The sequence below is a fragment of the Altererythrobacter sp. CAU 1778 genome (assembly GCF_054482795.1).
Window position 1 is genome coordinate 883,633 of record NZ_JBTLRP010000001.1, and the last position, 18,761, is coordinate 902,393.

Annotated in this window: 24 protein-coding genes and 2 tRNA genes; 8 read left to right on the plus strand and 18 right to left on the minus strand. The window is 65.3% G+C overall.

The genetic code is table 11. The annotated features are described in order from the left end of the window. Positions 1–23 precede the first annotated feature (23 nt). From ACXYN8_RS03955 to ACXYN8_RS03965, 3 genes are all read right to left on the minus strand, one after another. Positions 24–99 (minus strand) — tRNA-Thr (locus ACXYN8_RS03955). A 61-nt stretch (positions 100–160) separates the two neighbouring features. Further along, a complete protein-coding gene (locus ACXYN8_RS03960; protein WP_458888009.1) occupies positions 161–1,039 on the minus strand; it encodes a hypothetical protein in 879 nt (292 codons plus the stop codon). Then, positions 1,029–2,348, minus strand: coding sequence for a replication-associated recombination protein A (locus tag ACXYN8_RS03965; protein ID WP_458888010.1), 1,320 nt, complete (start codon positions 2,346–2,348; stop codon positions 1,029–1,031). The genes ACXYN8_RS03960 and ACXYN8_RS03965 overlap by 11 nt, the downstream gene beginning before the upstream one ends. Before the next feature lie 87 nt (positions 2,349–2,435). Between ACXYN8_RS03965 and ACXYN8_RS03970 the strand changes: the two genes are divergently transcribed. After that, positions 2,436–2,879 carry a hypothetical protein gene (locus ACXYN8_RS03970; RefSeq protein ID WP_458888011.1) on the plus strand — a complete coding sequence of 148 codons (444 nt, stop codon included), beginning with the start codon at positions 2,436–2,438 and terminating at the stop codon, positions 2,877–2,879. Here the strand turns inward: ACXYN8_RS03970 and ACXYN8_RS03975 are convergent. Beyond that, entirely contained in the window at positions 2,876–4,027 is a 1,152-nt protein-coding gene (locus ACXYN8_RS03975) for a glycosyltransferase family 4 protein (RefSeq protein ID WP_458888012.1), read from the minus strand. The two genes, ACXYN8_RS03970 and ACXYN8_RS03975, sit on opposite strands and share 4 nt — an antisense overlap. Positions 4,028–4,147: 120 nt before the next feature. On the opposite strand from ACXYN8_RS03975, the gene ACXYN8_RS03980 reads away from it, so the two are divergent. After that, positions 4,148–4,606, plus strand: a complete 459-nt coding sequence (locus ACXYN8_RS03980; RefSeq protein WP_458888013.1) for a DUF805 domain-containing protein — start codon at positions 4,148–4,150, stop codon at positions 4,604–4,606. A 7-nt stretch (positions 4,607–4,613) separates the two neighbouring features. On the opposite strand, the gene ACXYN8_RS03985 is transcribed toward ACXYN8_RS03980, so the two are convergent. Together ACXYN8_RS03985 and ACXYN8_RS03990 are read right to left on the minus strand one after the other, a co-directional pair. Continuing rightward, on the minus strand, positions 4,614–7,136 hold the full coding sequence (locus tag ACXYN8_RS03985; protein WP_458888014.1) for an ABC transporter permease: 2,523 nt from the start codon (positions 7,134–7,136) through the stop codon (positions 4,614–4,616). After that, complete coding sequence (locus ACXYN8_RS03990) at positions 7,136–7,861, minus strand: ABC transporter ATP-binding protein (protein WP_458888016.1); 726 nt, start codon at positions 7,859–7,861, stop codon at positions 7,136–7,138. Before ACXYN8_RS03990 ends, ACXYN8_RS03985 begins: the two co-directional genes overlap by 1 nt. A 12-nt stretch (positions 7,862–7,873) precedes the next feature. On the opposite strand from ACXYN8_RS03990, the gene ACXYN8_RS03995 reads away from it, so the two are divergent. Beyond that, complete coding sequence (locus ACXYN8_RS03995) at positions 7,874–8,575, plus strand: arylesterase (protein WP_458888017.1); 702 nt, start codon at positions 7,874–7,876, stop codon at positions 8,573–8,575. Here ACXYN8_RS03995 and recF read toward each other — a convergent pair. Next, positions 8,572–9,657 (minus strand): DNA replication/repair protein RecF, encoded by a 1,086-nt coding sequence (gene recF / locus ACXYN8_RS04000; RefSeq protein WP_458888903.1) that lies wholly within the window; start codon positions 9,655–9,657, stop codon positions 8,572–8,574. The genes ACXYN8_RS03995 and recF overlap by 4 nt on opposite strands. A gap of 233 nt (positions 9,658–9,890) precedes the next feature. Between recF and ACXYN8_RS04005 the strand changes: the two genes are divergently transcribed. Together ACXYN8_RS04005 and ACXYN8_RS04010 are read left to right on the plus strand one after the other, a co-directional pair. Continuing rightward, on the plus strand, positions 9,891–10,025 hold the full coding sequence (locus ACXYN8_RS04005; RefSeq protein ID WP_458888018.1) for a hypothetical protein: 135 nt from the start codon (positions 9,891–9,893) through the stop codon (positions 10,023–10,025). Further along, on the plus strand, positions 10,022–10,231 hold the full coding sequence (locus tag ACXYN8_RS04010) for a PspC domain-containing protein (protein WP_458888019.1): 210 nt from the start codon (positions 10,022–10,024) through the stop codon (positions 10,229–10,231). The genes ACXYN8_RS04005 and ACXYN8_RS04010 overlap by 4 nt, the downstream gene beginning before the upstream one ends. A 25-nt stretch (positions 10,232–10,256) precedes the next feature. Here ACXYN8_RS04010 and ACXYN8_RS04015 read toward each other — a convergent pair whose 3' ends face one another. Continuing rightward, positions 10,257–10,979: a queuosine precursor transporter gene (locus ACXYN8_RS04015; protein WP_458888020.1), complete on the minus strand. Its 723-nt coding sequence runs from the start codon at positions 10,977–10,979 to the stop codon at positions 10,257–10,259. 58 nt (positions 10,980–11,037) lie between these two features. On the opposite strand from ACXYN8_RS04015, the gene ACXYN8_RS04020 reads away from it, so the two are divergent. Continuing rightward, positions 11,038–11,114, plus strand: a tRNA-Arg gene (locus ACXYN8_RS04020). A 5-nt stretch (positions 11,115–11,119) separates the two neighbouring features. Here the strand turns inward: ACXYN8_RS04020 and ACXYN8_RS04025 are convergent. The 9 genes from ACXYN8_RS04025 to leuC all read right to left on the minus strand — a co-directional run bounded on the left by ACXYN8_RS04025 (position 11,120) and on the right by leuC (position 17,358). Continuing rightward, positions 11,120–11,932: an NUDIX hydrolase gene (locus tag ACXYN8_RS04025; RefSeq protein WP_458888021.1), complete on the minus strand. Its 813-nt coding sequence runs from the start codon at positions 11,930–11,932 to the stop codon at positions 11,120–11,122. A gap of 280 nt (positions 11,933–12,212) precedes the next feature. After that, the gene (gene grxD / locus ACXYN8_RS04030; protein ID WP_458888022.1) at positions 12,213–12,542 is read right to left on the minus strand and encodes a Grx4 family monothiol glutaredoxin; all 330 of its coding nucleotides are present in this window, start codon (positions 12,540–12,542) and stop codon (positions 12,213–12,215) included. A 40-nt stretch (positions 12,543–12,582) separates the two neighbouring features. Then, entirely contained in the window at positions 12,583–12,816 is a 234-nt protein-coding gene (locus ACXYN8_RS04035) for a BolA family protein (protein ID WP_458888023.1), read from the minus strand. Between the two features lie 19 nt (positions 12,817–12,835). Beyond that, positions 12,836–13,159 carry a DUF1476 domain-containing protein gene (locus ACXYN8_RS04040; RefSeq protein ID WP_458888025.1) on the minus strand — a complete coding sequence of 108 codons (324 nt, stop codon included), beginning with the start codon at positions 13,157–13,159 and terminating at the stop codon, positions 12,836–12,838. Between the two features lie 93 nt (positions 13,160–13,252). After that, entirely contained in the window at positions 13,253–14,254 is a 1,002-nt protein-coding gene (locus ACXYN8_RS04045; RefSeq protein ID WP_458888026.1) for an NADPH:quinone oxidoreductase family protein, read from the minus strand. 24 nt (positions 14,255–14,278) lie between these two features. Continuing rightward, entirely contained in the window at positions 14,279–14,869 is a 591-nt protein-coding gene (gene leuD, locus ACXYN8_RS04050; RefSeq protein WP_458888027.1) for a 3-isopropylmalate dehydratase small subunit, read from the minus strand. Further along, the gene (locus ACXYN8_RS04055) at positions 14,869–15,717 is read right to left on the minus strand and encodes an N-acyl homoserine lactonase family protein (protein WP_458888028.1); all 849 of its coding nucleotides are present in this window, start codon (positions 15,715–15,717) and stop codon (positions 14,869–14,871) included. Before ACXYN8_RS04055 ends, leuD begins: the two co-directional genes overlap by 1 nt. Continuing rightward, a complete protein-coding gene (locus ACXYN8_RS04060; RefSeq protein ID WP_458888029.1) occupies positions 15,717–15,890 on the minus strand; it encodes an isopropylmalate isomerase in 174 nt (57 codons plus the stop codon). Before ACXYN8_RS04060 ends, ACXYN8_RS04055 begins: the two co-directional genes overlap by 1 nt. A 31-nt stretch (positions 15,891–15,921) precedes the next feature. After that, complete coding sequence (gene leuC, locus ACXYN8_RS04065) at positions 15,922–17,358, minus strand: 3-isopropylmalate dehydratase large subunit (protein WP_458888030.1); 1,437 nt, start codon at positions 17,356–17,358, stop codon at positions 15,922–15,924. Between the two features lie 103 nt (positions 17,359–17,461). On the opposite strand from leuC, the gene ACXYN8_RS04070 reads away from it, so the two are divergent. Together ACXYN8_RS04070 and ACXYN8_RS04075 are read left to right on the plus strand one after the other, a co-directional pair. Further along, complete coding sequence (locus ACXYN8_RS04070) at positions 17,462–17,863, plus strand: acyl-CoA thioesterase (protein ID WP_458888031.1); 402 nt, start codon at positions 17,462–17,464, stop codon at positions 17,861–17,863. Between the two features lie 14 nt (positions 17,864–17,877). Further along, positions 17,878–18,399 carry a sterol desaturase family protein gene (locus ACXYN8_RS04075; protein WP_458888032.1) on the plus strand — a complete coding sequence of 174 codons (522 nt, stop codon included), beginning with the start codon at positions 17,878–17,880 and terminating at the stop codon, positions 18,397–18,399. A gap of 1 nt (position 18,400) precedes the next feature. Here ACXYN8_RS04075 and ACXYN8_RS04080 read toward each other — a convergent pair whose 3' ends face one another. Continuing rightward, the gene (locus ACXYN8_RS04080) at positions 18,401–18,748 is read right to left on the minus strand and encodes a YbaN family protein (protein ID WP_458888033.1); all 348 of its coding nucleotides are present in this window, start codon (positions 18,746–18,748) and stop codon (positions 18,401–18,403) included. Positions 18,749–18,761 lie beyond the last annotated feature (13 nt).

Here is an 18,761-nt window from a genome sequence, read left to right on the forward strand (position 1 = left end):
TCCGATAACCATGTTCGAGGGGGTGGTGCCGGTTAGAGGATTCGAACCCCTGGCCTGATGATTACAAATCAACTGCTCTACCAACTGAGCTAAACCGGCTTACCAATGGCCCCGTCGCTGCGCTTTCGCGACACTGCGTGTGGGCGGTGGTGCCCATGCGTCAGATTGCGCCGAAGGTCCAGCCTTCGGTTTGCGCGATCTGCGCGTCGAGCGCGTCTGGCGACCAGCGGCGCTCGTCCCCTGCCACCGCTCGTAGCCACGCGGCAGTAAGCAGCGCATCGGTGGCGTGATCGTCTATCGCGCCGTTCCTGCCGAGGGGAGCGGAGCCGATGGCAATGAGGGCAGCGTCGAGTTCCTCGTAACTCCGCATCTTCGAACGCGCGGCGCTGCGCCCCGCCTCACGCGCGGCGAGAGTGGTGTAGATTTCGACGATGACGGAACCGCTGCCGGGCAGCGGATCGACCGGCCACACCGGCAAATGCCCCCGCAAGTGGTGCAGCATCCGCATTCCGGTAAGGCTGGACTTGCCGACCTGCGCCGCCCCGACGAGGTTGAAATTGGAATAGGGCTTGCACCCCATGGCCGCCTGCGCGTGTTCCGTTACGCGGAAGCGTCCGCGTCCATGGGCAGCATCGTCGCAGCCGAAATGCGCCCCGGTTTCGCTGCCGTTGCGAAAATACGGCCCGAAGTCGGGATGGTCGACGAACGCCTGCGCGCCGAGGTTCGGCTCGTCCCGGCAAACGGCGTCGATCCGCGCCCATAGCTCGGGCGCGGTGCGGGGCGGGTCATCGTGATGCGGAAAGTAGCTGCCGCAATCGGCAAACGGCAGCGCGATGCCGAGGTCTACCCCCACCAGCGTGTCGGCGGGAAGCGCGTCTCGCAGGATGTCGAGAACCTCGCCCCGGTTCCAGCGATGTTCGACGAGCACCGGCGGTCCACCTTCGGCATCGGCCATGGCAAGGGCAATGCCTTTCTGCGTGCGGCCCTTGGCGCCCGACCAGTCGATGGCAAGGAAGTGGGAGAAACGGTCAGGCGCCACGTTCCATCCGCAGCTTGTCCCAGTAATCCAGCCGTTTCTTCACCTCGCGTTCGAACCCGCGATCGACCGGCTGGTAATAGGCCTGCCGCTCCATCTCGTCCGGCCAGTAATCGTCGCCCGAGAAGCCTTCGTCGGCGTCGTGATCATAGGTGTAGCCCGAACCGTAGCCGATGTCCTTCATCAGCTTGGTCGGCGCATTGAGGATGTTCTGCGGCGGCATCAGGCTGCCGGTCTCCTTCGCGCTGCGGAAGGCGCTTTTCATCGCCTTGTAGGCGGCATTCGATTTGGGCGCCGTGGCAAGGTAGATGCAGGCCTGCACGAGCGCCAGTTCGCCCTCCGGACTGCCGAGGAATTCGTAGGCGTCCTTTGCCGCCATGCACTGCACCAGCGCCTGCGGGTCTGCCATGCCGATATCCTCCACTGCCATGCGGACCAGCCGCCGGGCGAGGAAGCGGGGCTCTTCGCCAGCGGTAAGCATCCGGGCAAGGTAGTAGAGGCTCGCCTGAACGTCGCTGCCGCGCACCGATTTGTGAAGCGCCGAAATAAGGTTGTAATGACCTTCCCGGTCCTTGTCGTAGACGGCCACGCGGCGTTGCAGGAATGCGCCGAGCGCCGCCGGGTCGAGTGGCTCCCCGATCTTCGCGTTATAGAGCGTTTCGGCCTGGTTGAGCAGGAAGCGCCCGTCACCATCCGCGCTCGCCACCAGCGCGTCGCGTGCTTCCGGCGTCAGCGGCAGCGGACCTTGCAGGTCTTCCGCGCGGTCAAGCAGCTGGCCGAGCGCCTCGCGGTCGAGCCGTTGCAGGATCAGCACCTGCGCGCGGCTGAGCAGCGCGGCGTTGAGCGCGAAGCTGGGATTTTCGGTCGTTGCGCCGACCAGCGTCACCGTCCCGCGCTCCACGAAGGGGAGAAAGCCGTCCTGCTGTGCGCGATTGAAGCGGTGGATCTCGTCAACGAACAGCAGCGTGCGCTGCCCCGCTTCCGCCGCCTTGTCGGCAGCCGCAAATGCCTTCTTCAAATCGGCAACGCCGCTGAACACCGCGCTGACGCTTTCGAAGCGCATTCCGACCGCGTCGGCCAGCAGGCGGGCGATGGTGGTCTTGCCCGTACCGGGCGGTCCCCACAGGATCATGCTGGACAGGCGACCAGCGGCGACCATCCGCCCGATTGCGCCTTCCGGCCCGGTCAGGTGATTCTGCCCGATCACCTCGTCCAGCGAGGCGGGGCGCAGGCGGTCAGCCAGCGGCGCATCCTCTCGCGGTGCGCCGTTGCGGGCAATGTCGGGAAGGCTGTCGGGGAAAAGGTCGGCCATGGCGAGCAAGATAGGGGCCGTCCCCTCCATTTGCCATTCCCGTGAGAGCGGCGCATAAAACCGCGGGGTCGCGAGTGGGAGAAGCTTATGGCAATTTCATCACGAACACGCACCCCTTGGCATCTGTGGGTCGTCGCCATCCTGTCGTTGTTGTGGAACGCGATAGGTGCGGCGGATTACGTCTTTTCCAGCCTGCGGAGCGAGGCGTGGTTCGCGGCGATGCAATACCCGCCCGAAGGCATCGCCTATCTCGACGCATTTCCCGCGTGGGCGCATGGCGGCTGGGCGCTCGGCACGATGGGCGCGTTTCTCGGTTCCATCCTGCTGCTGATGCGGAGCCGGTATGCCGTCTGGGCCTTCGCCATCTCGCTGGTCGGCATCGCAGTGACGACGCTTTACGAAGCAGGCGCGGAACTGCCACCCGAACTCGCCGCGATGCAGCCGGCGTGGTTTCCGATCGTCCTGTGGTCGATCGCCACCTTTCTGCTGATCTACGCCGTCAGCATGAAGCGGCAGGGCGTGCTGCGCTAGGGCGCGGACTTGCGCGCGACGAGCCGGGCGTAGGCATCCGCCACCGCCTGATTGATCGCGTCCCACTCGAACGCCCGCGCCTTGGCTGCGCCCGCGTCACCGTGGGCGCGGCGCATGACGGGGTCGGCGCAATAACGCTCCAGCGCATCGGCGAACGCCTCGGTATCGCCCGGCGCGGCGAGGGCGCCGTTGATCCCATCCGCGACCAGGCTCTGGCTGCCGGTCGCCTTGGCTGCGACCACCGGCACGCCGCACGCCATCGCTTCCAGCGTGACGTTGCCGAAGGTTTCGGTGACGGAAGGGTTGAACAGCACATCCATGCTCGCCACCGCGCGGCCAAGGTCGCTGCCGTTCTGGAAGCCGACGAAGCAGGCGCCGGGCAGACGCTCTGCAAACCATTCGCGTGCCGGGCCATCTCCCACCACCAGCACGCGATGGGCAACGCCGCGATTTCGCAGGACGGCTATGGTATCGGAGAAGACATCCAGCCCCTTTTCCATCACCAGCCTGCCGAGGAAGCCGACCGCAACGTCACCTTCCGCAATGCCGAGCGCGCGCCGCCAGTCCCCGTCGCGGCGGGAGGGGTTGAAGACCTCGCGGTCGACCCCGCGCGACCAGAGCGATATGTCGTCGTTCATGTCCTGCGCGCGCAGGGTGTCGATCATGCTGGGTGAAGGTGTCACCAAGGCATCGCAGCGCTGGTAGAATTCGCGCAGCCATGCCTCCAGCGGGCCTTCGAGGAAGCCGAGCTTGTAGTAGCGCGGATAGGTTTCGAACCGCGTGTGCACCGATGCAAGCACGGGGACGCCGTGTTCGCGCGCCCAGCGAACGGCCGCGCGGGCGCTGAGATCCGGGGACGAAACGTGGACGACGTCGGGCGCGAATTTGCCGAGATCCTCGCGGACTTCGGCGTTGAGACCCATCGGAAAGCGATACTCCGCCCGGCCGGGGATGGCGAACGACGGCACGCTGACCAGCTCCCCCTGCGGCGCGAAAGCGGGCTCGTCCACCGTGGGGGAATAGACCCGCACCTGATGGCCCTGACGCAGCAGATACTCGACCAGCCGGTTGAGTGCGCGGTTCGCGCCGTCCGTAGTGATGTTGTAGTTGCCGCTGAACAGGGCAATGCGGAGCTTCGCGGTCGTCATCGCCGGAGCCCTAACCGCTCCATCACGGCTTGGCGAGTCGTCCAAAACCGGACAGGCCATATTGCCAAGTCGGTGCACCTGTGATGATTGCTGTCCTGCAATGACAGAGGGGGATTTGCGATGGAATACATGATCCTGCCGTTCAAGCGATACGCCGAATTCACGGGACGGTCGCGCAGGATGGAATACTGGATGTTCACGCTCCTTAACGTGATCGTGGGCTTCGTCTTGTCGGTTATCGTGTTCGGTTCCGCCGGGGCTGCCGGGGCTTTCGCGGAAGGCGGGGCTGGCGATGCTTCCGCCGGACTGGGCCTTTTGACCGGCGGTCTGGGGCTGCTGATCCTGTTGTGGATTGTGGCGATCATCATTCCTTCGATCGCCGTCACGGTTCGCCGGTTGCACGATCGCGACATGTCGGGCTGGTGGTATCTCGGCTTTTTCGTGGCGGGCTTCATCCCGTTCGTGGGTATCATCGCCTCGATCGCGCTGCTGGTCATCATGTTGCTGCCGGGAACGCCCGGACCCAACCGCTACGGTCCCGACCCCAAGGGCAGGGGCGAGGCAGGCGTGTTCGAGTAAGTTTGCCCTAGAGTTCGCGTAATGCGCGCGCTGGCTTGGCCCGCAGCAGCGGGGCCGAGCCGGCGAGCGCAAAGGCCAGCACCAGTGCGATACCGGTTCCGAGCACGGCCAGCACGGTGGGCCAGTGGGGCAGCCAGTCGAATTCGAACAGTTGCGTCACCACGCCCCACGCGATCGCTCCGCCAAGACCCAGCGCGACGACTGCCAGCAGCGCAGCGAGCAAGCCGAACTCTGCCAGCAGCACCAGCCAGATCTGACGACGGCTGGCGCCCAGTACCCGCAGGACGACGGTGTCGTAGAGCCGCCGTTCCCGCGCTGCCGCGATCGCGCCGAGCAGCACGGCGATGCCGGCGAGCACGGCGACCGATGCGGCCGCCAGCACCGCGATGCCGACCTGGCTGAGAATCGTGCGCGCTTCTTCCAGAACCTGTCCGATCTCGATCACCGAGCTGTAGGGAAACTCGCGGACCAGCGCCTGCAACAGCGGCGCGGTCGGCACGCCGTCCGACAGTTCGATCGTGGCGGCAAGGTTGTGCGGCGCGTCGGAGATCGCATTGGGCGAGAACACGAGCACGTAGTTGAAGCCCATGCTCTCCCAATCGATCCGCCGCAGGCTGGCGACCCGCGCCGTCCGCTCGACGCCGAGCAGGCCGACGGTGATCGTATCGCCGACCTTGAGGTCGATGGCCTGCGCCAGTTCCTCGTCGACGGAAACCAGCGGTTCTCCCGAATAGTCGGCGGGCCACCAGTCGCCCGTGGTCAGCGAGTTGCCGTCGGGGATGGCGTCGGCATAGGTCAGTCCGCGCTCGCCCCTGAGAGGCCATGCGCCGTCAGGTAGGTCTTCGAGATCGGATACGCGCACCTGCCCATCGTCCGGACCATAGGCAAGGATGCGTCCACGCAGGGCGGGCACGGTTCGCAAGGTCGCATCGGGATCGACGCGGCGCACCTCGGCGGTGAAGGCATCCGCGCGCTCGCGGGGCACATCGAGCACGAAATAGTCGGGCGCCTGTTCCGGCACGCGCTGGGCGATGTTGCCGTCGATCGCGGTCTGGATCGCGGCAAGCAGGACGAAGGCGGAAAGGCCGAAGCCAAGGGCGGTAACGAGCTGTCCGGTCGGCGCGCCGGGACGGTGCAGATTGGCAAGCGCCTGGCGCAGCAGCGGCCGTCGCGGACGCGGCGCCCGGGCGGCAAGGCGCCGGATAAGCCAGCCCAGCGCAGCCAAAAGGCCGAACACTGCCGCCGCGCCGATCAGGAAATAAAGCGCCAGCACTGGGTCGCGCGTGCCCAGCGTTGCGAGCAACGCGATGCCTGTCAGGCCCGCCGCCACCAGCGGCAGGCTGCTGCGCCAGTCGCGCGAAAAGCCGCCTGACGATGTCCGCATCAGCGCCATCGCCGGAAAGCGCCGCGCGCGGGCCAGCGGCGGTGCGGCGAACACCACGGCAACCAGAAGGCCGAACAAGGCAGACCGCAGCAGCGCCCAAGGGTCGAACACGAAGCCCGTTTCAACCGGAAGCAGGCCTTGCAAGGCTGCCCCGAGCGCAGGGGTGACCAGCACCCCCACGACCAGCCCCGCGATGCTTCCCGCCAGCGCTGCCGCACCCAATTGCAACGCGTAGATGCGGCCGATGTCACGGCTGCTCGCGCCGAGAATCTTGAGCGTGGCAATGCTGCTCCGCCGTGCCTCGAGATAGGACGACACGCCGCCGCCAATGCCGATCCCGGCGATGACCAGGGCGGCCAGGCCGACCAGCGTCAGGAATTCGCCCATCCGCCCGACGAAGCGGTCGATGCCGGGAGACGCCCGCTCCCGATTGCGATATTCGAACCCGGCGTTGGGGAAACGCTGTTCCAGCGCCTCCTGTACCGCTTCGGTGTCGGCATTCGCGTCGAAAGCGATGCGGTATTTGGCACGATACATGGCGCCCGGCGCGAGAAGGCCCGCGGCCGCTGGAAAGTCTTCGCCAACGATTACCGTCGGGCCGAGAGAGAAGCCTTCGCTCAGCTTGTCTGGCTCGGTTTCGATGGTTCCGGCGTAGGTGAGTTCCTGCGTGCCGATGGAGAAGCGCGCTCCCTCTGCAATGCCGAGCCTGTCGGCAACGCCCTGCGCCAGCCAGGCGCTGCCCACAGGCGGCGCGCCGGTGGTGCGTCCGTCGGTGAGAGTGAAGCTGCCGACCAGCGGCCAGTTGCCGTCCACCGCCTTCAGCCCGATGGGGGCGGCCTGCTCGCCAGCGCGCGCCATGGCCTGCAGGCGATAACCGGACGACACCGCGCCATATTCGGCAAACCCCGAAAGCTCGTCCGCCGAGGCGTCGCGCTGCCAGATTTCCGCCTGCAAATCACCGCCCAGCAGTTCGCGTCCCCGCGTATCGATCTCGCTACCGATCGCGCCGGTCAGCGTGCCGATCGCGGCAAGGGCGCCGACGCCGAGGAACAGGCATACCAGAAGCAACCGCAGCCCGCGAAAGCGTGCGTGCAGGTCGCGCCGCGCGATGCGCCAGGCCGTGCTCCACGATAAGGTTTGCGGCATCAACCCAGGGTGTCCGTCGCGATGCGCCCGTCGGCCAGCGTGATGACCCGGTCGCACTTCCGGGCCAGCGCGGGATCATGGGTAATCAGCACGAGGGTTGCGCCAGTTTCCGCGCGGCGCGCGAAGAGCAGCTCGACGATGGTTTCTCCGGTCGCCTGATCGAGATTGCCGGTCGGCTCGTCCGCGAAGATCAGTGCCGGGCGCGGCGCGATGGCGCGCGCGATGGCAACGCGCTGCTGCTCGCCGCCCGAAAGCTGGGTTGGGAAGTGCGACAAGCGGTGACCGAGGCCGACCGCCTGCAATTCATCCTCCGCGCGCTCCCACGCGTCGCTGCGACCCTCCAGCTCCAGAGGAACGGCGACATTCTCCAACGCGGTCATGGTGGGAAGCAGATGAAACGCCTGCAACACGATGCCGATATTGCCGCGCCGGGCGAGGGCGAGGCCGTCTTCGTCCATTGCGGTGAAATCCTGTCCCGCAACCTGCAAGTCTCCGCCGCTGGCCCGCTCCAGCCCGGATAGGACCGCCATCAGCGAGCTTTTGCCGGACCCGGACGGGCCGAGCAGCGCGAGCGTCTGTCCATGCGGCACGCTGAGGTCGATGCCGCGCAGGATTTCGGTCGCTTCGCCCGATTGACCGCCCAGCGACAGGGTCAGCTTGCGTGCGGCAATCGCTTGTGTATCGCTTTGCCCCGATGGCGATGCGGCCTGACCTTCGGTGAACAAGAGGCGATCCTTATGTGGCGGATGATATTGGGCGGCGCGATCGGATTGACGCTCGCCGGATGTGGGGGCGATGCCGCCCCGACGCAAGCGGTCGAGAGCGAGACGCAGCGCGCCCACTCCGGGGATCCGCTTCCGGTGATGGGGCCGGAGCGTCGCATCCTGGCCTTCGGGGACAGCCTGTTCGCAGGCTACAACGTGGACAATGATGAAAGTTATCCGGCCCAATTGCAGAACGCGCTGCGTGCGCGCGGCGTCAATGCCACGTTGACCAATGCCGGCGTATCGGGGGACACGACCGCCGCGGGGCGGCAGCGGCTGGGCTTCGTGCTGGACGGGCAGGCGCAGAAGCCGGAGCTGGTTATCCTCGAACTCGGCGGCAACGATCTGCTGCGGCAGATTTCGCCTGCCGAAACGCGTGCCAACCTCGCCGCCATGCTGGACGAATTGCGCGAGCGGGAGATCCCGGTTCTCCTGATGGGCCTGCGCGCGCCGCCGAACAACGGCGTGGAATATCAAAATGCCTTCGATGCGATCTACGCTGATCTCGCTCAGGAGTATGGCGCCCGGCTGGTGCCCTTCTTCCTTGAGCCGGTGTACGATCAGCCGCAACTGATCCAGAACGACCGCGTTCACCCCACGGCAGAGGGGATCGGAGAACTGGTGAAGTTCACGGTAGAGGACGTGGCGGGCGCGCTGCCCGACCCGCAGGGCTAGAGGCGCACGACGCTCCCGCCGGTGACGCGCCAGCGTGCGCTGTCTGCTGAAATGGCTTCGAACGGCGCGCTTTCCGTGCCCGTGATCCAGACCTGCGCGCCGCTATCCGACAACCGGGCGAACAGCGCCTCGCGCCGAACCGGATCGAGATGCGCCGCGACCTCGTCGAGCAGCAGGACTTGCGGACGTTCCGAGGCGGACAGGCCCGCGTGGGCGAGGGTGATCGCTATCAGCATCGCCTTTTGCTCTCCGGTCGAACAGGCCGCGGCCGGCATCGCCTTGCTCGCCATCGTCACTGCCAGATCGTCGCGATGGGGGCCCTTGCGCGTACGCCCGGCAGCGCGGTCAGCGGAGCGCGCGTCCTTCCAGAAGGTGAGGAGGTCGTCGGGCTGGGCGGGGCGTTCCGCCAGCAAGGTGAGAGCGGGGCGGGCGAAAGGTTCGTCCGGCAGTCCGTCGAGTGCGTTACCCAGTCGCTCCACCAACAATGCGCGTCCGGCAATCAGCGCGCCGCCGTGCTGCGCCATGTGTTTCTCGATCCCGTCGAGCCATGCCGGGTCCGGCGCGCGCTCGTCAGAAAGCAGGCGATTGCGTTCGCGCAGGGCGTTTTCGTAGCGCGCGGCATGGCGGGCGTGGGCAGGATCGACGGCGAGCACCAGCCGGTCGAGGAAGCGCCGCCTTTCGCCCGCGCTCGCCATGAACAGACCGTCCATCGAGGGAGTAAGCCATGACAGGCTGAGCCACTCGCCCAGCACGTTGGCAGGCTTTTCCGCGCCGTTGATATTGACGATCCTGCGGCCCGGGCGGTCGGCGCGCGTTCCAGTGGCAAGGCGCACCGCCTCGCTATCCGGCACGGTCAGCAGGTCGGCGCTGATCGCAAAGCCGCCGGTCCCGCCAAAGCGCACCATGTCGGGCAGGGCCGCGCGGCGCATCCCCCGGCCGGGCGCAAGCAGCGATATCGCTTCGAGTACGTTGGTCTTGCCCGCGCCGTTTTCCCCCACAAGCAAGTTGAACCGGCCCATCCCGACCAGCGACGACGTGGCGTGATTTCGAAAGTCGGTGAGGGTGATGCGGTCGAGCGCCATGGTCGCGAGCACCGCTAATTCAGGCGGATATGGCAAGCCACCATAATGTGCGCGAAGCTCCAAATCCAAATGTTGGCGAAATTTCCCATTAATTGGATGTTCAGGTTCCTCGGGCGTCGGTCGTGCGTTAAGAAAACCGCGGAATTCCGCCATTTTTCCAAACTGGCACGTCTCCTGCAAAGTGGTTGGCATGGCAGGCAATCAAGCCCGCCACTACAGAAGGGAATACGAAAATGACGGGACTTTCCAACCTTAACCAGCGCTTCGCAGCCGCCGTGACGGCCTTTGCGATCAGCTTCATCCTTTTCGCCGGTTCGGTGATGCCGCTGAACGAAGCCGCAATGCCCTACGCCGGAGTGATCGCATGAGCCGCATTACTCGCAACGACGCCGTTCGCCCTGCTGGCTTCCGCCTCGATCATGCGAACGGCAAGTTGATGGGCGTATGCAGCGGCATCGCCAATCACTTCAACTGGGACCCGATGCTGGTGCGGATCGGCTTCGTCGCCGCCACGTTGCTGGGCTTCGGAACCGCCATCCTCATCTACCTCGCGATCGGGCTGCTCGCCGACTGAGCGGCAGCCCCTCCACGGGGGATCACTACCCACCCGATCGCCCGAAGGGGGAAAAGTCGGTGCCTTCATCGAACACATCCACCCCTTCGCGGCGCTTGAGCCAACCGACCGCCTTGTAGGTTACGGGCGCCAGCGCGGCTTCCCAGGCAACCTTCAGCCCCCAGTTCGTGACCATTACGACCAGCACATCGCGGGTTTCCCAAACGCCGAGGAAGGCGACGGGATAGAAGATTGCACTGTCCACCGCCTGGCCGAACACGGTCGAACCGATCGTCCTACTCCAAAGCGCCTTACCGGCGGTCCAGATCTTCATCTTCGCCAGTACGAAGGCGTTGACGAACTCGCCGGCCCAGAAGGCGATTATGCTGGCGAGCACGATGCGGGGCACCTGCCCGAAGACGCTTTCATATGCTTCCTGCCCGGTCCAGCTGTCCGCAGGCGGCATGGCCACCACCGCCCAGGCCATGAAGGCCATGAACACCAGCGCCCCGAACCCCACCCAGATCACGCGCCGCGCGCGGGCGTAGCCGTAAACTTCCGTCAGCACGTCGCCAATGACGTAACTGATCGGGAAAAACAGGATCCCCGCGCCGAAGGTAAAGCCCGCCACGGTCGAAAGCTTCGCCGCGCCGATGATGTTCGAGAGCAGCAGGATCGCCACGAAGCTGGCCATGACGATGTCGTAATAGCGGAAGCGCTGGCCGCTTTCGGCGCTGGCGTCGACGCGGGGGAGATGCGGCTGGTTCATGGACGCGGCGTAACCGCATTTGCCGCACGGGAAAAGCGGGCTATGGCGCACCGGGCGCGCGCCCGTAGCTCATCTGGATAGAGCGCGAGACTTCTAATCTTGAGGCAGCAGGTTCGAGTCCTGCCGGGCGCGCCAGTCTTTCAGTCGCCGCGATCTGCGCTCTTCATCGGCTCGCCAAGCACCGGATAGCCGGCATTCTCGGGTATGGTCAGCCAGCGCTGGCCATCCTGCTCCATGATCTCCGGGGTAATCGTTCGGACAGGGATTGCCTCGGCCTGCGCGCGGGCTTCATCGTAGGTGGCGAACTGGGCGAGCCGCTCCAGATTGCGGCGGGTCGGGTAGATGAGCTTCACCTCGCCCGTGTCGGCCATATCCAGCACCCCTTGCGCGCTGGCCCAGAACAGCCTGGAGTTCTCGGTCTGGTCGACCGCCACATCGACGGCCCCGGTGCCCAGGTCGGCAAGGTAGAACCGGGTATCGAAGACCCGCATATGCAGCCCCTGCGGCAGCCAGCGGGCGAAGGGGGTCAGCGTTTCGAGATCGAGTTGCCAGCCGAACGCATCGAGCACCGGCGCGAGCAGTTTCTCTCGCAGCAGCGTGGTGCGCGCCTCGCGTGCGGTCGCGGCGGAGATTTCTCCGGACACACCAATGGCGAGGCCCGATTCCTCCAGCGTTTCGCGCACGGCAGCGACGCGGTGCGCGGCCTCGTCTGCGTCCAGACCATGCTCGATCTGCGCGGCGAGAACGTGATCGGCATCGTCCACCCGTCCACCGGGGAACACCGCCATGCCACCGGCGAATGACATGGTTTTCGACCGTATCAGCATCAGCAGTTCGGGCGGGCCGCCGGCAGGGGCGTGGCGGAAGACGACGACAGTGGCAGCCGGGGTGATGCCCGGATCATCGGAGAGATACATGGCGGCAAGTCTGGAACCCGGCGCGCCGATTGCCAAGCCCCGCTAACGTGCGATTGCTCTTCGTTGTCGGAATTCTTGACAGATCAGCTTTCGGTTTACCCGGTGGTAACCATCGTAACCCGCACAAATGCTGGAAATGTTGGAACTGGCACGGCTCGTGCGAGTAAGTCCGCGTACCTTCGATAAAGAGGCGGGGCTGTCTCACCCCACCCCCCGAGTCTCCCGGCCCCGCCTCTCCCGAAGTTTCCTGAACACAACCGCACACGAAAAACCCCGCCGAAGCGGGGTTTAGCTTTCGTATGTTTTGGCAGGTGCGTCAGCTCGCGGCGGCGACCTGCTTTTCCTGCATCAGCGTCTGCAGTTCGCCGGCCTCGTACATCTCCATCATGATGTCGCTGCCACCGACGAATTCGCCCTTCACGTAGAGCTGCGGAATGGTCGGCCAATCGGAGAAGCCCTTGATGCCCTGGCGGATTTCCATGTCCTGCAAAACATCGACGCTTTCATAAGCAACGTTGCAATGGTCGAGAATGGCGACGGCGCGGCTGGAAAAACCGCATTGCGGGAACAGCGGCGTGCCTTTCATGAACAGGACGACGTCGTTCGCCCCGACGAGATCGGCGATGCGCTGGTTGGTGTCGGACATTGGTAGGCCTGCTTTCTTGCGGGAATTCGTATCTGCGAAATTACGTGGGAACGACCGTTGTCAGTTGCAAGGCGTGGAGCACGCCGCCCATGCGCCCGCCCAGCGCTTCGTAGACCATCTTGTGCTGCTGCACGCGGCTCTTGCCGGCAAAGGCCGGGCTGGTGACGCGCGCGGCGTAATGGTCCCCGTCGCCGCGCAGGTCGGTGATCTCGACCTCCGCATCGGGGAGGGCAGCGCGGATCATCGTTTCGATGTCTTCGGCTGGCATGGGCATGGCTGGTCGTTCCGCCCGCTCAGCTGTCTGACATCAGCTGGCGACGCGCCTCGATGCTGCATTCGTCGAGCTTGCTGCGAATGTCGGATTCGCTGACATCGCAATCGGCCGCGGTAAGGTCGCCCAGCACCTTCCGGATGACGTCTTCATCGCCGGCCTCTTCGAAATCGGCCTGCACGACCGCCTTCTTGTAGGCATCGGTCTCTTCATCGGTCAGACCCATCAGGACAGCCGCCCATTCGCCGAGCAGGCGGTTGCGGCGCGCGGCCACCTTGAACGCGGTTTCGCCGTCCATGGCGTATTTGGCTTCTTCCCCGCGCTCGCGGTCTTTGAAATCGGTCATTGCTGGCCCCTTGAGATTGCTTGCGCCCGATCTAGGGACGCGGGGCCAGCGCCGCAAGCCGGTTCAGCCGACCATGCAAGGCTCTCCGGTCACTCAGGCGTCCATGGTGACGACGAGCTTGCCCACCGCGCCGCGATTTTCCAGCTTGGCGATGGCTTCGTGCGCGCGGTCGAGCGGGTAGGTCTCACTGACCAGCGGGTTGATCTTGCCCGCTTTCCACAGGTCGAACAGTTCCGCGATGTTGGCCGCGTTGGCCTTCGGATCGCGCGCCGCGAATGCACCCCAGAAGACCCCGCGAATGTCGCAGCTTTTCAGAAGGGTCAGGTTAAGCGGCATCTTCGCGATCCCGGCCGGAAAACCGACCACGAGAAAGCGGCCTTCCCATGCGATGGCGCGCAGAGCAGGCTCGGAATAGTCGCCGCCGACGATGTCATAGACGATGTCCGCGCCGTCCTTGCCCACCGCGGCCTTGAAATCATTGGCAAGCTGTTTCGACGTTTCCTTGTCGAACGGCGCGCGGGGGTAGATCACCACTTCGTCGGCGCCGGCCTTGCGGGCGACCTCGGCCTTTTCCTCGCTGGAGACGGCAGCGACCACGCGCGCGCCGTAGGCCTTTGCCAGTTCGACACCCGATAGACCCACACCGCCCGCCGCGCCGAGGATCAGCACCGTGTCGCCTTCCTTGATGTCGCCGCGATCCTTCAGCCCGTGGATCGTCGTGCCGTAAGTCATCAGCAGGGCGCTGGCCTGCACCGTGTCCACGCCTTCGGGAACTTTGAAAAGACGGTGTGCTTCGATCGCGACTTTTTCGCGCAGGCCGCCGCTGCCGATTCCGGCCAGCACCTTGTCGCCGACCTGCCAGCCTTCGACGGCTTCGCCGACAGCTTCGATCGTGCCCGAAATCTCTCCGCCGGGGGAATAGGGACGTTCCGGCTTGAACTGATAGAGGTCGCGGATCATCAGCGTGTCGGGGAAATTGATCGCGCAGGCGGCGACTTTCACGACGACCTGGCCGGGTCCGGCAACGGGTTCCGCGATATCTTCGACCACCAGCGTTTCTGGTCCGCCAACTTCCTTCGTCAACAGGGCTTTCATCGCAGCACTCCTCTCTCGTCCGTGTCAGGCGGAGGGGGTGATCCAGGCCATGTCCTGCGACCTCCGCGATTCGTAATTCGAAATCGCGGTATCCCGTGCCAGTGTCAGCCCCACCTCGTCCAGCCCTTCTTGCAGGCAGTGCTTGCGGAATGGGTCGATCTCGAACGCAAAGCGATCCTGAAAGGGCGTGGTGACGGTCTGGTTTTCGAGGTCGATGGTAATGGGGTGATCCTGCGCCACTTCGAGCAGGCGGTCGACCTGTTCCTGCGGCAACTCCACCGTCAGGATGCCGTTCTTGAAGGCGTTGCTGGCGTAGATGTCGGAGAAGCTCGGCGCGATGACTGCGGTGATGCCGAGGTCGAGCATCGCCCATGCGGCGTGTTCGCGGCTCGATCCGCAGCCGAAGTTGTCGCCCGCGATGAGGATCGGCGCACCGGCGAAATCCTCCACGTCGAAGGGATTGCCCGGCGTTTCGCGGATCGTTTCGAACGCCCCTTGTCCCAGCCCTTCGCGGGTCACCGTCTTGAGCCAATGCGCGGGAATGATGACGTCGGTGTCGACGTTCTTGAGGCCGAGCGGGATCGCGCGGCCCTCTATGGTGGAAATGGGGTTCATTACTTCGCGCTTTCTGGGAAGGCGGGGAGGCGCGCGATATGGCTCGCCTCGTGCTGGATCACGATGGTCGCGCCCAGGTTTGCGGCCATGCGGTCGAACCGGTCCATGGATGCAAGCGTGTCGGCACGGTTGGAATTGAACTGCGGGACGCCGCGGTTCTCGATCTGTTCGGTGAAATGGTAGAGATCGCCCGTCAGCATCACCGGTCCGGTTTGCGGCAGGCGGACGAGCAGAGCGCTGTGCCCATCGGTATGTCCCGGCATTGCCAGCATGGTGACGCTGCCGTCGCCGAAAATATCCTTGTCCTTGGTAACAGGCGTCAGTTTGCCCGTCGCCCCTTCGCCAAACCACGGGGCGAGGGCGCTGGCCGCGTCGGCATCCGCGCCGCCTGCGATGGTCTGCGCGTCGGCGCTGCCGATCAGCAGCTCCGCCTGAGGGAAGCTGGCCGCCTGCCCGATGTGATCGAAATGCCGATGGCTGATGCCCACCATGTCGATGTCGCCAGGCGCAAGGCCAAGCTCCGCCAGCTGTTCGACCAGCGTGCTGCCGATCGAGATGGTGTAGACGCCCTGTGTCATGGGCGCTCCGGCCACGGCGGCAATCAGCCCCGCATCCCAAAGCAAGTGACGTTCGCCGTGCCGGATGAGATAGCAGCTGTCGGTCAGCGTCTTGGGCTGGCCGTCGTACAGATGCGTGTCGGAAAAGCTTTCAACGTCGCTGATCTCCAGCGTCCCGCAGTCCAGCCGCCACATTTCGATCGTTGGCCCATCCTGCGCCGGCGCGGAAGCAGACAGACAGGCGAGGGCACCTGTCAGGAGCGTTGCGATGGTCCGCGCCGCGCGTCGCATCAATCGGTTTCCGGGTTCTCGCCAGAGGGGATCGGCCCCGGCTGGGTCGGCGTGTTCTGCTTCTCCTTGCGTCGGCCTGCGTAAAGCAACGCGGCGGCGATGGCGGCGGAACCGATGGCTCCGGCAGCGACCGCTGCCTTGCCACCGAGCGATTTGGGGAGTTTCTTTGTCATGTCTTCACCTTGCGTCGGGCGTAACCGCTAATCAAGCGGAGACGAGCTTGCGCACGTCGGTCAGCCGCCCGGTCACCGCGGCAGCGGCGGCCATGGCGGGGGAAAGCAGGTGCGTGCGCGAGCCCGGACCCTGCCGCCCGACGAAATTGCGGTTGCTGGTGGATGCGCAGCGTTCGCCTGGCGGCACCTTGTCCGGGTTCATCGCGAGGCAGGCCGAACAGCCCGGTTCGCGCCACTCGAAGCCCGCTTCGGTAAAGACGCGGTCGAGCCCTTCTTCTTCCGCCTGCATCTTCACGAGGCCGGATCCGGGGACGACGATGGCCCAGCGCACATTGTTCGCCTTCTTGCGGCCGCGCAGCACTTCGGCAGCGGCGCGCAGGTCTTCGATCCGGCTGTTGGTGCAACTGCCGATGAAGACGTTCTGCACCTCCACCGCGTCCATCGGCGTGCCGGGGGTGAGGCCCATGTAATCGAGGCTCTTGGCCGCGGCAGCCTGCTTGGACGGATCGGCAAAGCTCGCCGGATCGGGGACTGCGCCGCCGATGGCGATCGTGTCCTCCGGGCTGGTGCCCCAGGTCACGGTCGGCTCGACATCGGCGGCGTCGATGACGACCGATTTGTCGAACACCGCGCCATCATCGGTGCGGAGCGATTTCCACCATGTCAGTGCCGCGGCCCAGTCGTCGCCCTGCGGGGTGTAGGGACGCCCGCTGACATAGGCGAAGGTCTTTTCGTCGGGCGCGATCAATCCGGCGCGCGCACCGCCTTCGATGCTCATGTTGCAGACCGTCAGGCGACCTTCGACACTCATTTCCTCGAACACGCGGCCGCGATATTCGATGACATGGCCGGTGCCGCCCGCCGTGCCGATGACGCCGATGATGTGCAGGATGAGATCCTTGGGCGAAACGCCGGGGCCAAGGTCCCCTTCGACGCGCACTTCCATCGATTTCGACTGCTTGAGCAGCAGCGTTTGCGTGGCCAGCACGTGCTCGACCTCGCTGGTGCCGATGCCGAAGGCCAGCGCGCCGACCCCGCCATGCGCGGCGGTATGGCTGTCGCCGCAGACGATGGTCGTGCCGGGCAGGGAGAAGCCCAGTTCCGGCCCGACCACGTGGACGATGCCCTGGTTGCGATCGACCGCGTCGATGTACCGGATGCCGAAATCGGGCGCATTCTTCTCCAGCGCGGCGAGCTGCGCGGCGCTTTGCGGGTCGGCAATCGGCAGGCGCTGCCCGCCGCCATCGACGCGCGGGGTGGTGGGCAGATTGTGGTCGGGAACGGCGAGGGTAAGTTCCGGGCGGCGGACCTTGCGCCCGCTCATGCGCAGCGCCTCGAACGCCTGCGGGCTGGTGACTTCGTGCACCAGGTGGCGGTCGATGTAGATCAGGCAGGTGCCGTCGTCGCGGCGTTCCACCACGTGGGCGTCCCAGATCTTCTGGTACAAGGTGCGCGGGCTATCGGTCATGGGATGCGAAATTAGCGGTAACCGGGCGACAGCGGCAAGCGATGTCGCGCGCAAAATTCGATGCGTTATCGAAAGGTAAGATTTTATGTGCTAACTGACACGTATGTCAGCAAAACCCTATGCCCATCCGATCACGATTCGCCCCGCCGACATCGATTTCATGGGGCACGTCAACAACGCCCGCTATCTCGGCTGGGTTCAGGACGCGGTGCTGGCGCACTGGAACAAGCTCGCCCCGGCGGAAGATGCCGCCGCCAAGGCATGGGTCGCGCTGAAGCACGAGATTACCTACCGCAAGCCCGCCTTCCTCGAAGACGACGTGGTCGCGCGCACGGTGCTGGAAAGCTTCCACGGCGCGCGCGCCTTTTACCACACGGTCATCTCCCGCGGGGAAGAGGTGCTGGCCGAGGTCAAGTCGAGCTGGTGCTGCATCGATGCCGCCACCTTGCGCCCGGCGCGCATCGGCGATCATTTGCGCGAGTTCTTTTTTCCAGCGGCAGAGTAACCTATACTGGGATCATGCCCGACTGGTTGCTCCCTGCCGTTATCGTCCTCGCGACAGTTCTCGCGATGGAGTGGGTCGCCTGGGCGAGCCACAAGTACATCATGCACGGGTTCGGCTGGGGCTGGCACCGCGACCACCACGAACCGCACGACAACTTTCTGGAGAAGAACGATCTCTACGCCATCGTCGGCGCGGCGATGAGCATTTCGATGTTCGCGCTCGGCAGCCCGCTGGTGATGGGCGCAGGCGCATGGTGGCCCGCGACGTGGATCGGCCTCGGCATATTGTTCTACGGCGTGATCTACACGTTGGTTCACGACGGCCTGGTGCATCAGCGCTACTTCCGCTGGGTGCCCAAGCGCGGCTACGCCAAGCGACTGGTGCAGGCGCACAAGCTGCATCATGCGACCATAGGCAAGGAAGGCGGGGTCAGCTTCGGTTTCGTCTTTGCCCGTCGACCGGAGGCGCTGAAGGCCGAACTCAAGCGTCAACGCGAAGCCGGGATTGCCATTGTGCGCGAAAGCGCGGGCGCCTGATCTACTCGTTGCGCGTGGCGATCCAGCTGCCGCAGATCAGCAATATCGCCAGCGAAACATAGTACCACGGCGCGCCCAGCGTGTACCACGTGAACACCGCGCCGGTCGTCATCGCGCCGATCGCCATGGTCTTCGCCCGGCGGCTGATGGCGCGCCTCTCTTTCCAGTCGCGCACCTGCGGCCCCCATGTCGGATGGTCGAGAATGCGCTTCTCCCACTCCGGATTGCTCCGTGCGAAGCAATAGACGGCGACCAGCAGGAAAGGCACGGTCGGCATGATCGGCAGGAAGGCACCGATGATCGCCAGACCTACGAAAACAATTCCGCAGACGAGATAGACGTGCCGCATGGCAGCCGGGGCC

Coding starts and splice junctions, on each gene's coding strand:
- ACXYN8_RS03970 (WP_458888011.1), top strand. CDS start 2,436: ATGGCAATTTCATCACGAACACGCACCCCTTGGCATCTGTGGGTCGTC.
- ACXYN8_RS04045 (WP_458888026.1), bottom strand. CDS start 14,254: ATGAAAGCCCTGTTGACGAAGGAAGTTGGCGGACCAGAAACGCTGGTG.
- ACXYN8_RS04055 (WP_458888028.1), bottom strand. CDS start 15,717: ATGCGACGCGCGGCGCGGACCATCGCAACGCTCCTGACAGGTGCCCTC.
- ACXYN8_RS03985 (WP_458888014.1), bottom strand. CDS start 7,136: ATGCCGCAAACCTTATCGTGGAGCACGGCCTGGCGCATCGCGCGGCGC.
- ACXYN8_RS03965 (WP_458888010.1), bottom strand. CDS start 2,348: ATGGCCGACCTTTTCCCCGACAGCCTTCCCGACATTGCCCGCAACGGC.
- ACXYN8_RS04040 (WP_458888025.1), bottom strand. CDS start 13,159: ATGACCGATTTCAAAGACCGCGAGCGCGGGGAAGAAGCCAAATACGCC.
- grxD (WP_458888022.1), bottom strand. CDS start 12,542: ATGTCCGACACCAACCAGCGCATCGCCGATCTCGTCGGGGCGAACGAC.
- ACXYN8_RS04075 (WP_458888032.1), top strand. CDS start 17,878: ATGCCCGACTGGTTGCTCCCTGCCGTTATCGTCCTCGCGACAGTTCTC.
- ACXYN8_RS04035 (WP_458888023.1), bottom strand. CDS start 12,816: ATGCCCATGCCAGCCGAAGACATCGAAACGATGATCCGCGCTGCCCTC.
- ACXYN8_RS03980 (WP_458888013.1), top strand. CDS start 4,148: ATGGAATACATGATCCTGCCGTTCAAGCGATACGCCGAATTCACGGGA.
- ACXYN8_RS04015 (WP_458888020.1), bottom strand. CDS start 10,979: ATGAACCAGCCGCATCTCCCCCGCGTCGACGCCAGCGCCGAAAGCGGC.
- ACXYN8_RS04080 (WP_458888033.1), bottom strand. CDS start 18,748: ATGCGGCACGTCTATCTCGTCTGCGGAATTGTTTTCGTAGGTCTGGCG.
- recF (WP_458888903.1), bottom strand. CDS start 9,657: ATGGCGCTCGACCGCATCACCCTCACCGACTTTCGAAATCACGCCACG.
- ACXYN8_RS04010 (WP_458888019.1), top strand. CDS start 10,022: ATGAGCCGCATTACTCGCAACGACGCCGTTCGCCCTGCTGGCTTCCGC.
- ACXYN8_RS04070 (WP_458888031.1), top strand. CDS start 17,462: ATGTCAGCAAAACCCTATGCCCATCCGATCACGATTCGCCCCGCCGAC.
- ACXYN8_RS04005 (WP_458888018.1), top strand. CDS start 9,891: ATGACGGGACTTTCCAACCTTAACCAGCGCTTCGCAGCCGCCGTGACG.
- ACXYN8_RS04060 (WP_458888029.1), bottom strand. CDS start 15,890: ATGACAAAGAAACTCCCCAAATCGCTCGGTGGCAAGGCAGCGGTCGCT.
- leuC (WP_458888030.1), bottom strand. CDS start 17,358: ATGACCGATAGCCCGCGCACCTTGTACCAGAAGATCTGGGACGCCCAC.
- ACXYN8_RS03995 (WP_458888017.1), top strand. CDS start 7,874: ATGTGGCGGATGATATTGGGCGGCGCGATCGGATTGACGCTCGCCGGA.
- leuD (WP_458888027.1), bottom strand. CDS start 14,869: ATGAACCCCATTTCCACCATAGAGGGCCGCGCGATCCCGCTCGGCCTC.
- ACXYN8_RS03975 (WP_458888012.1), bottom strand. CDS start 4,027: ATGACGACCGCGAAGCTCCGCATTGCCCTGTTCAGCGGCAACTACAAC.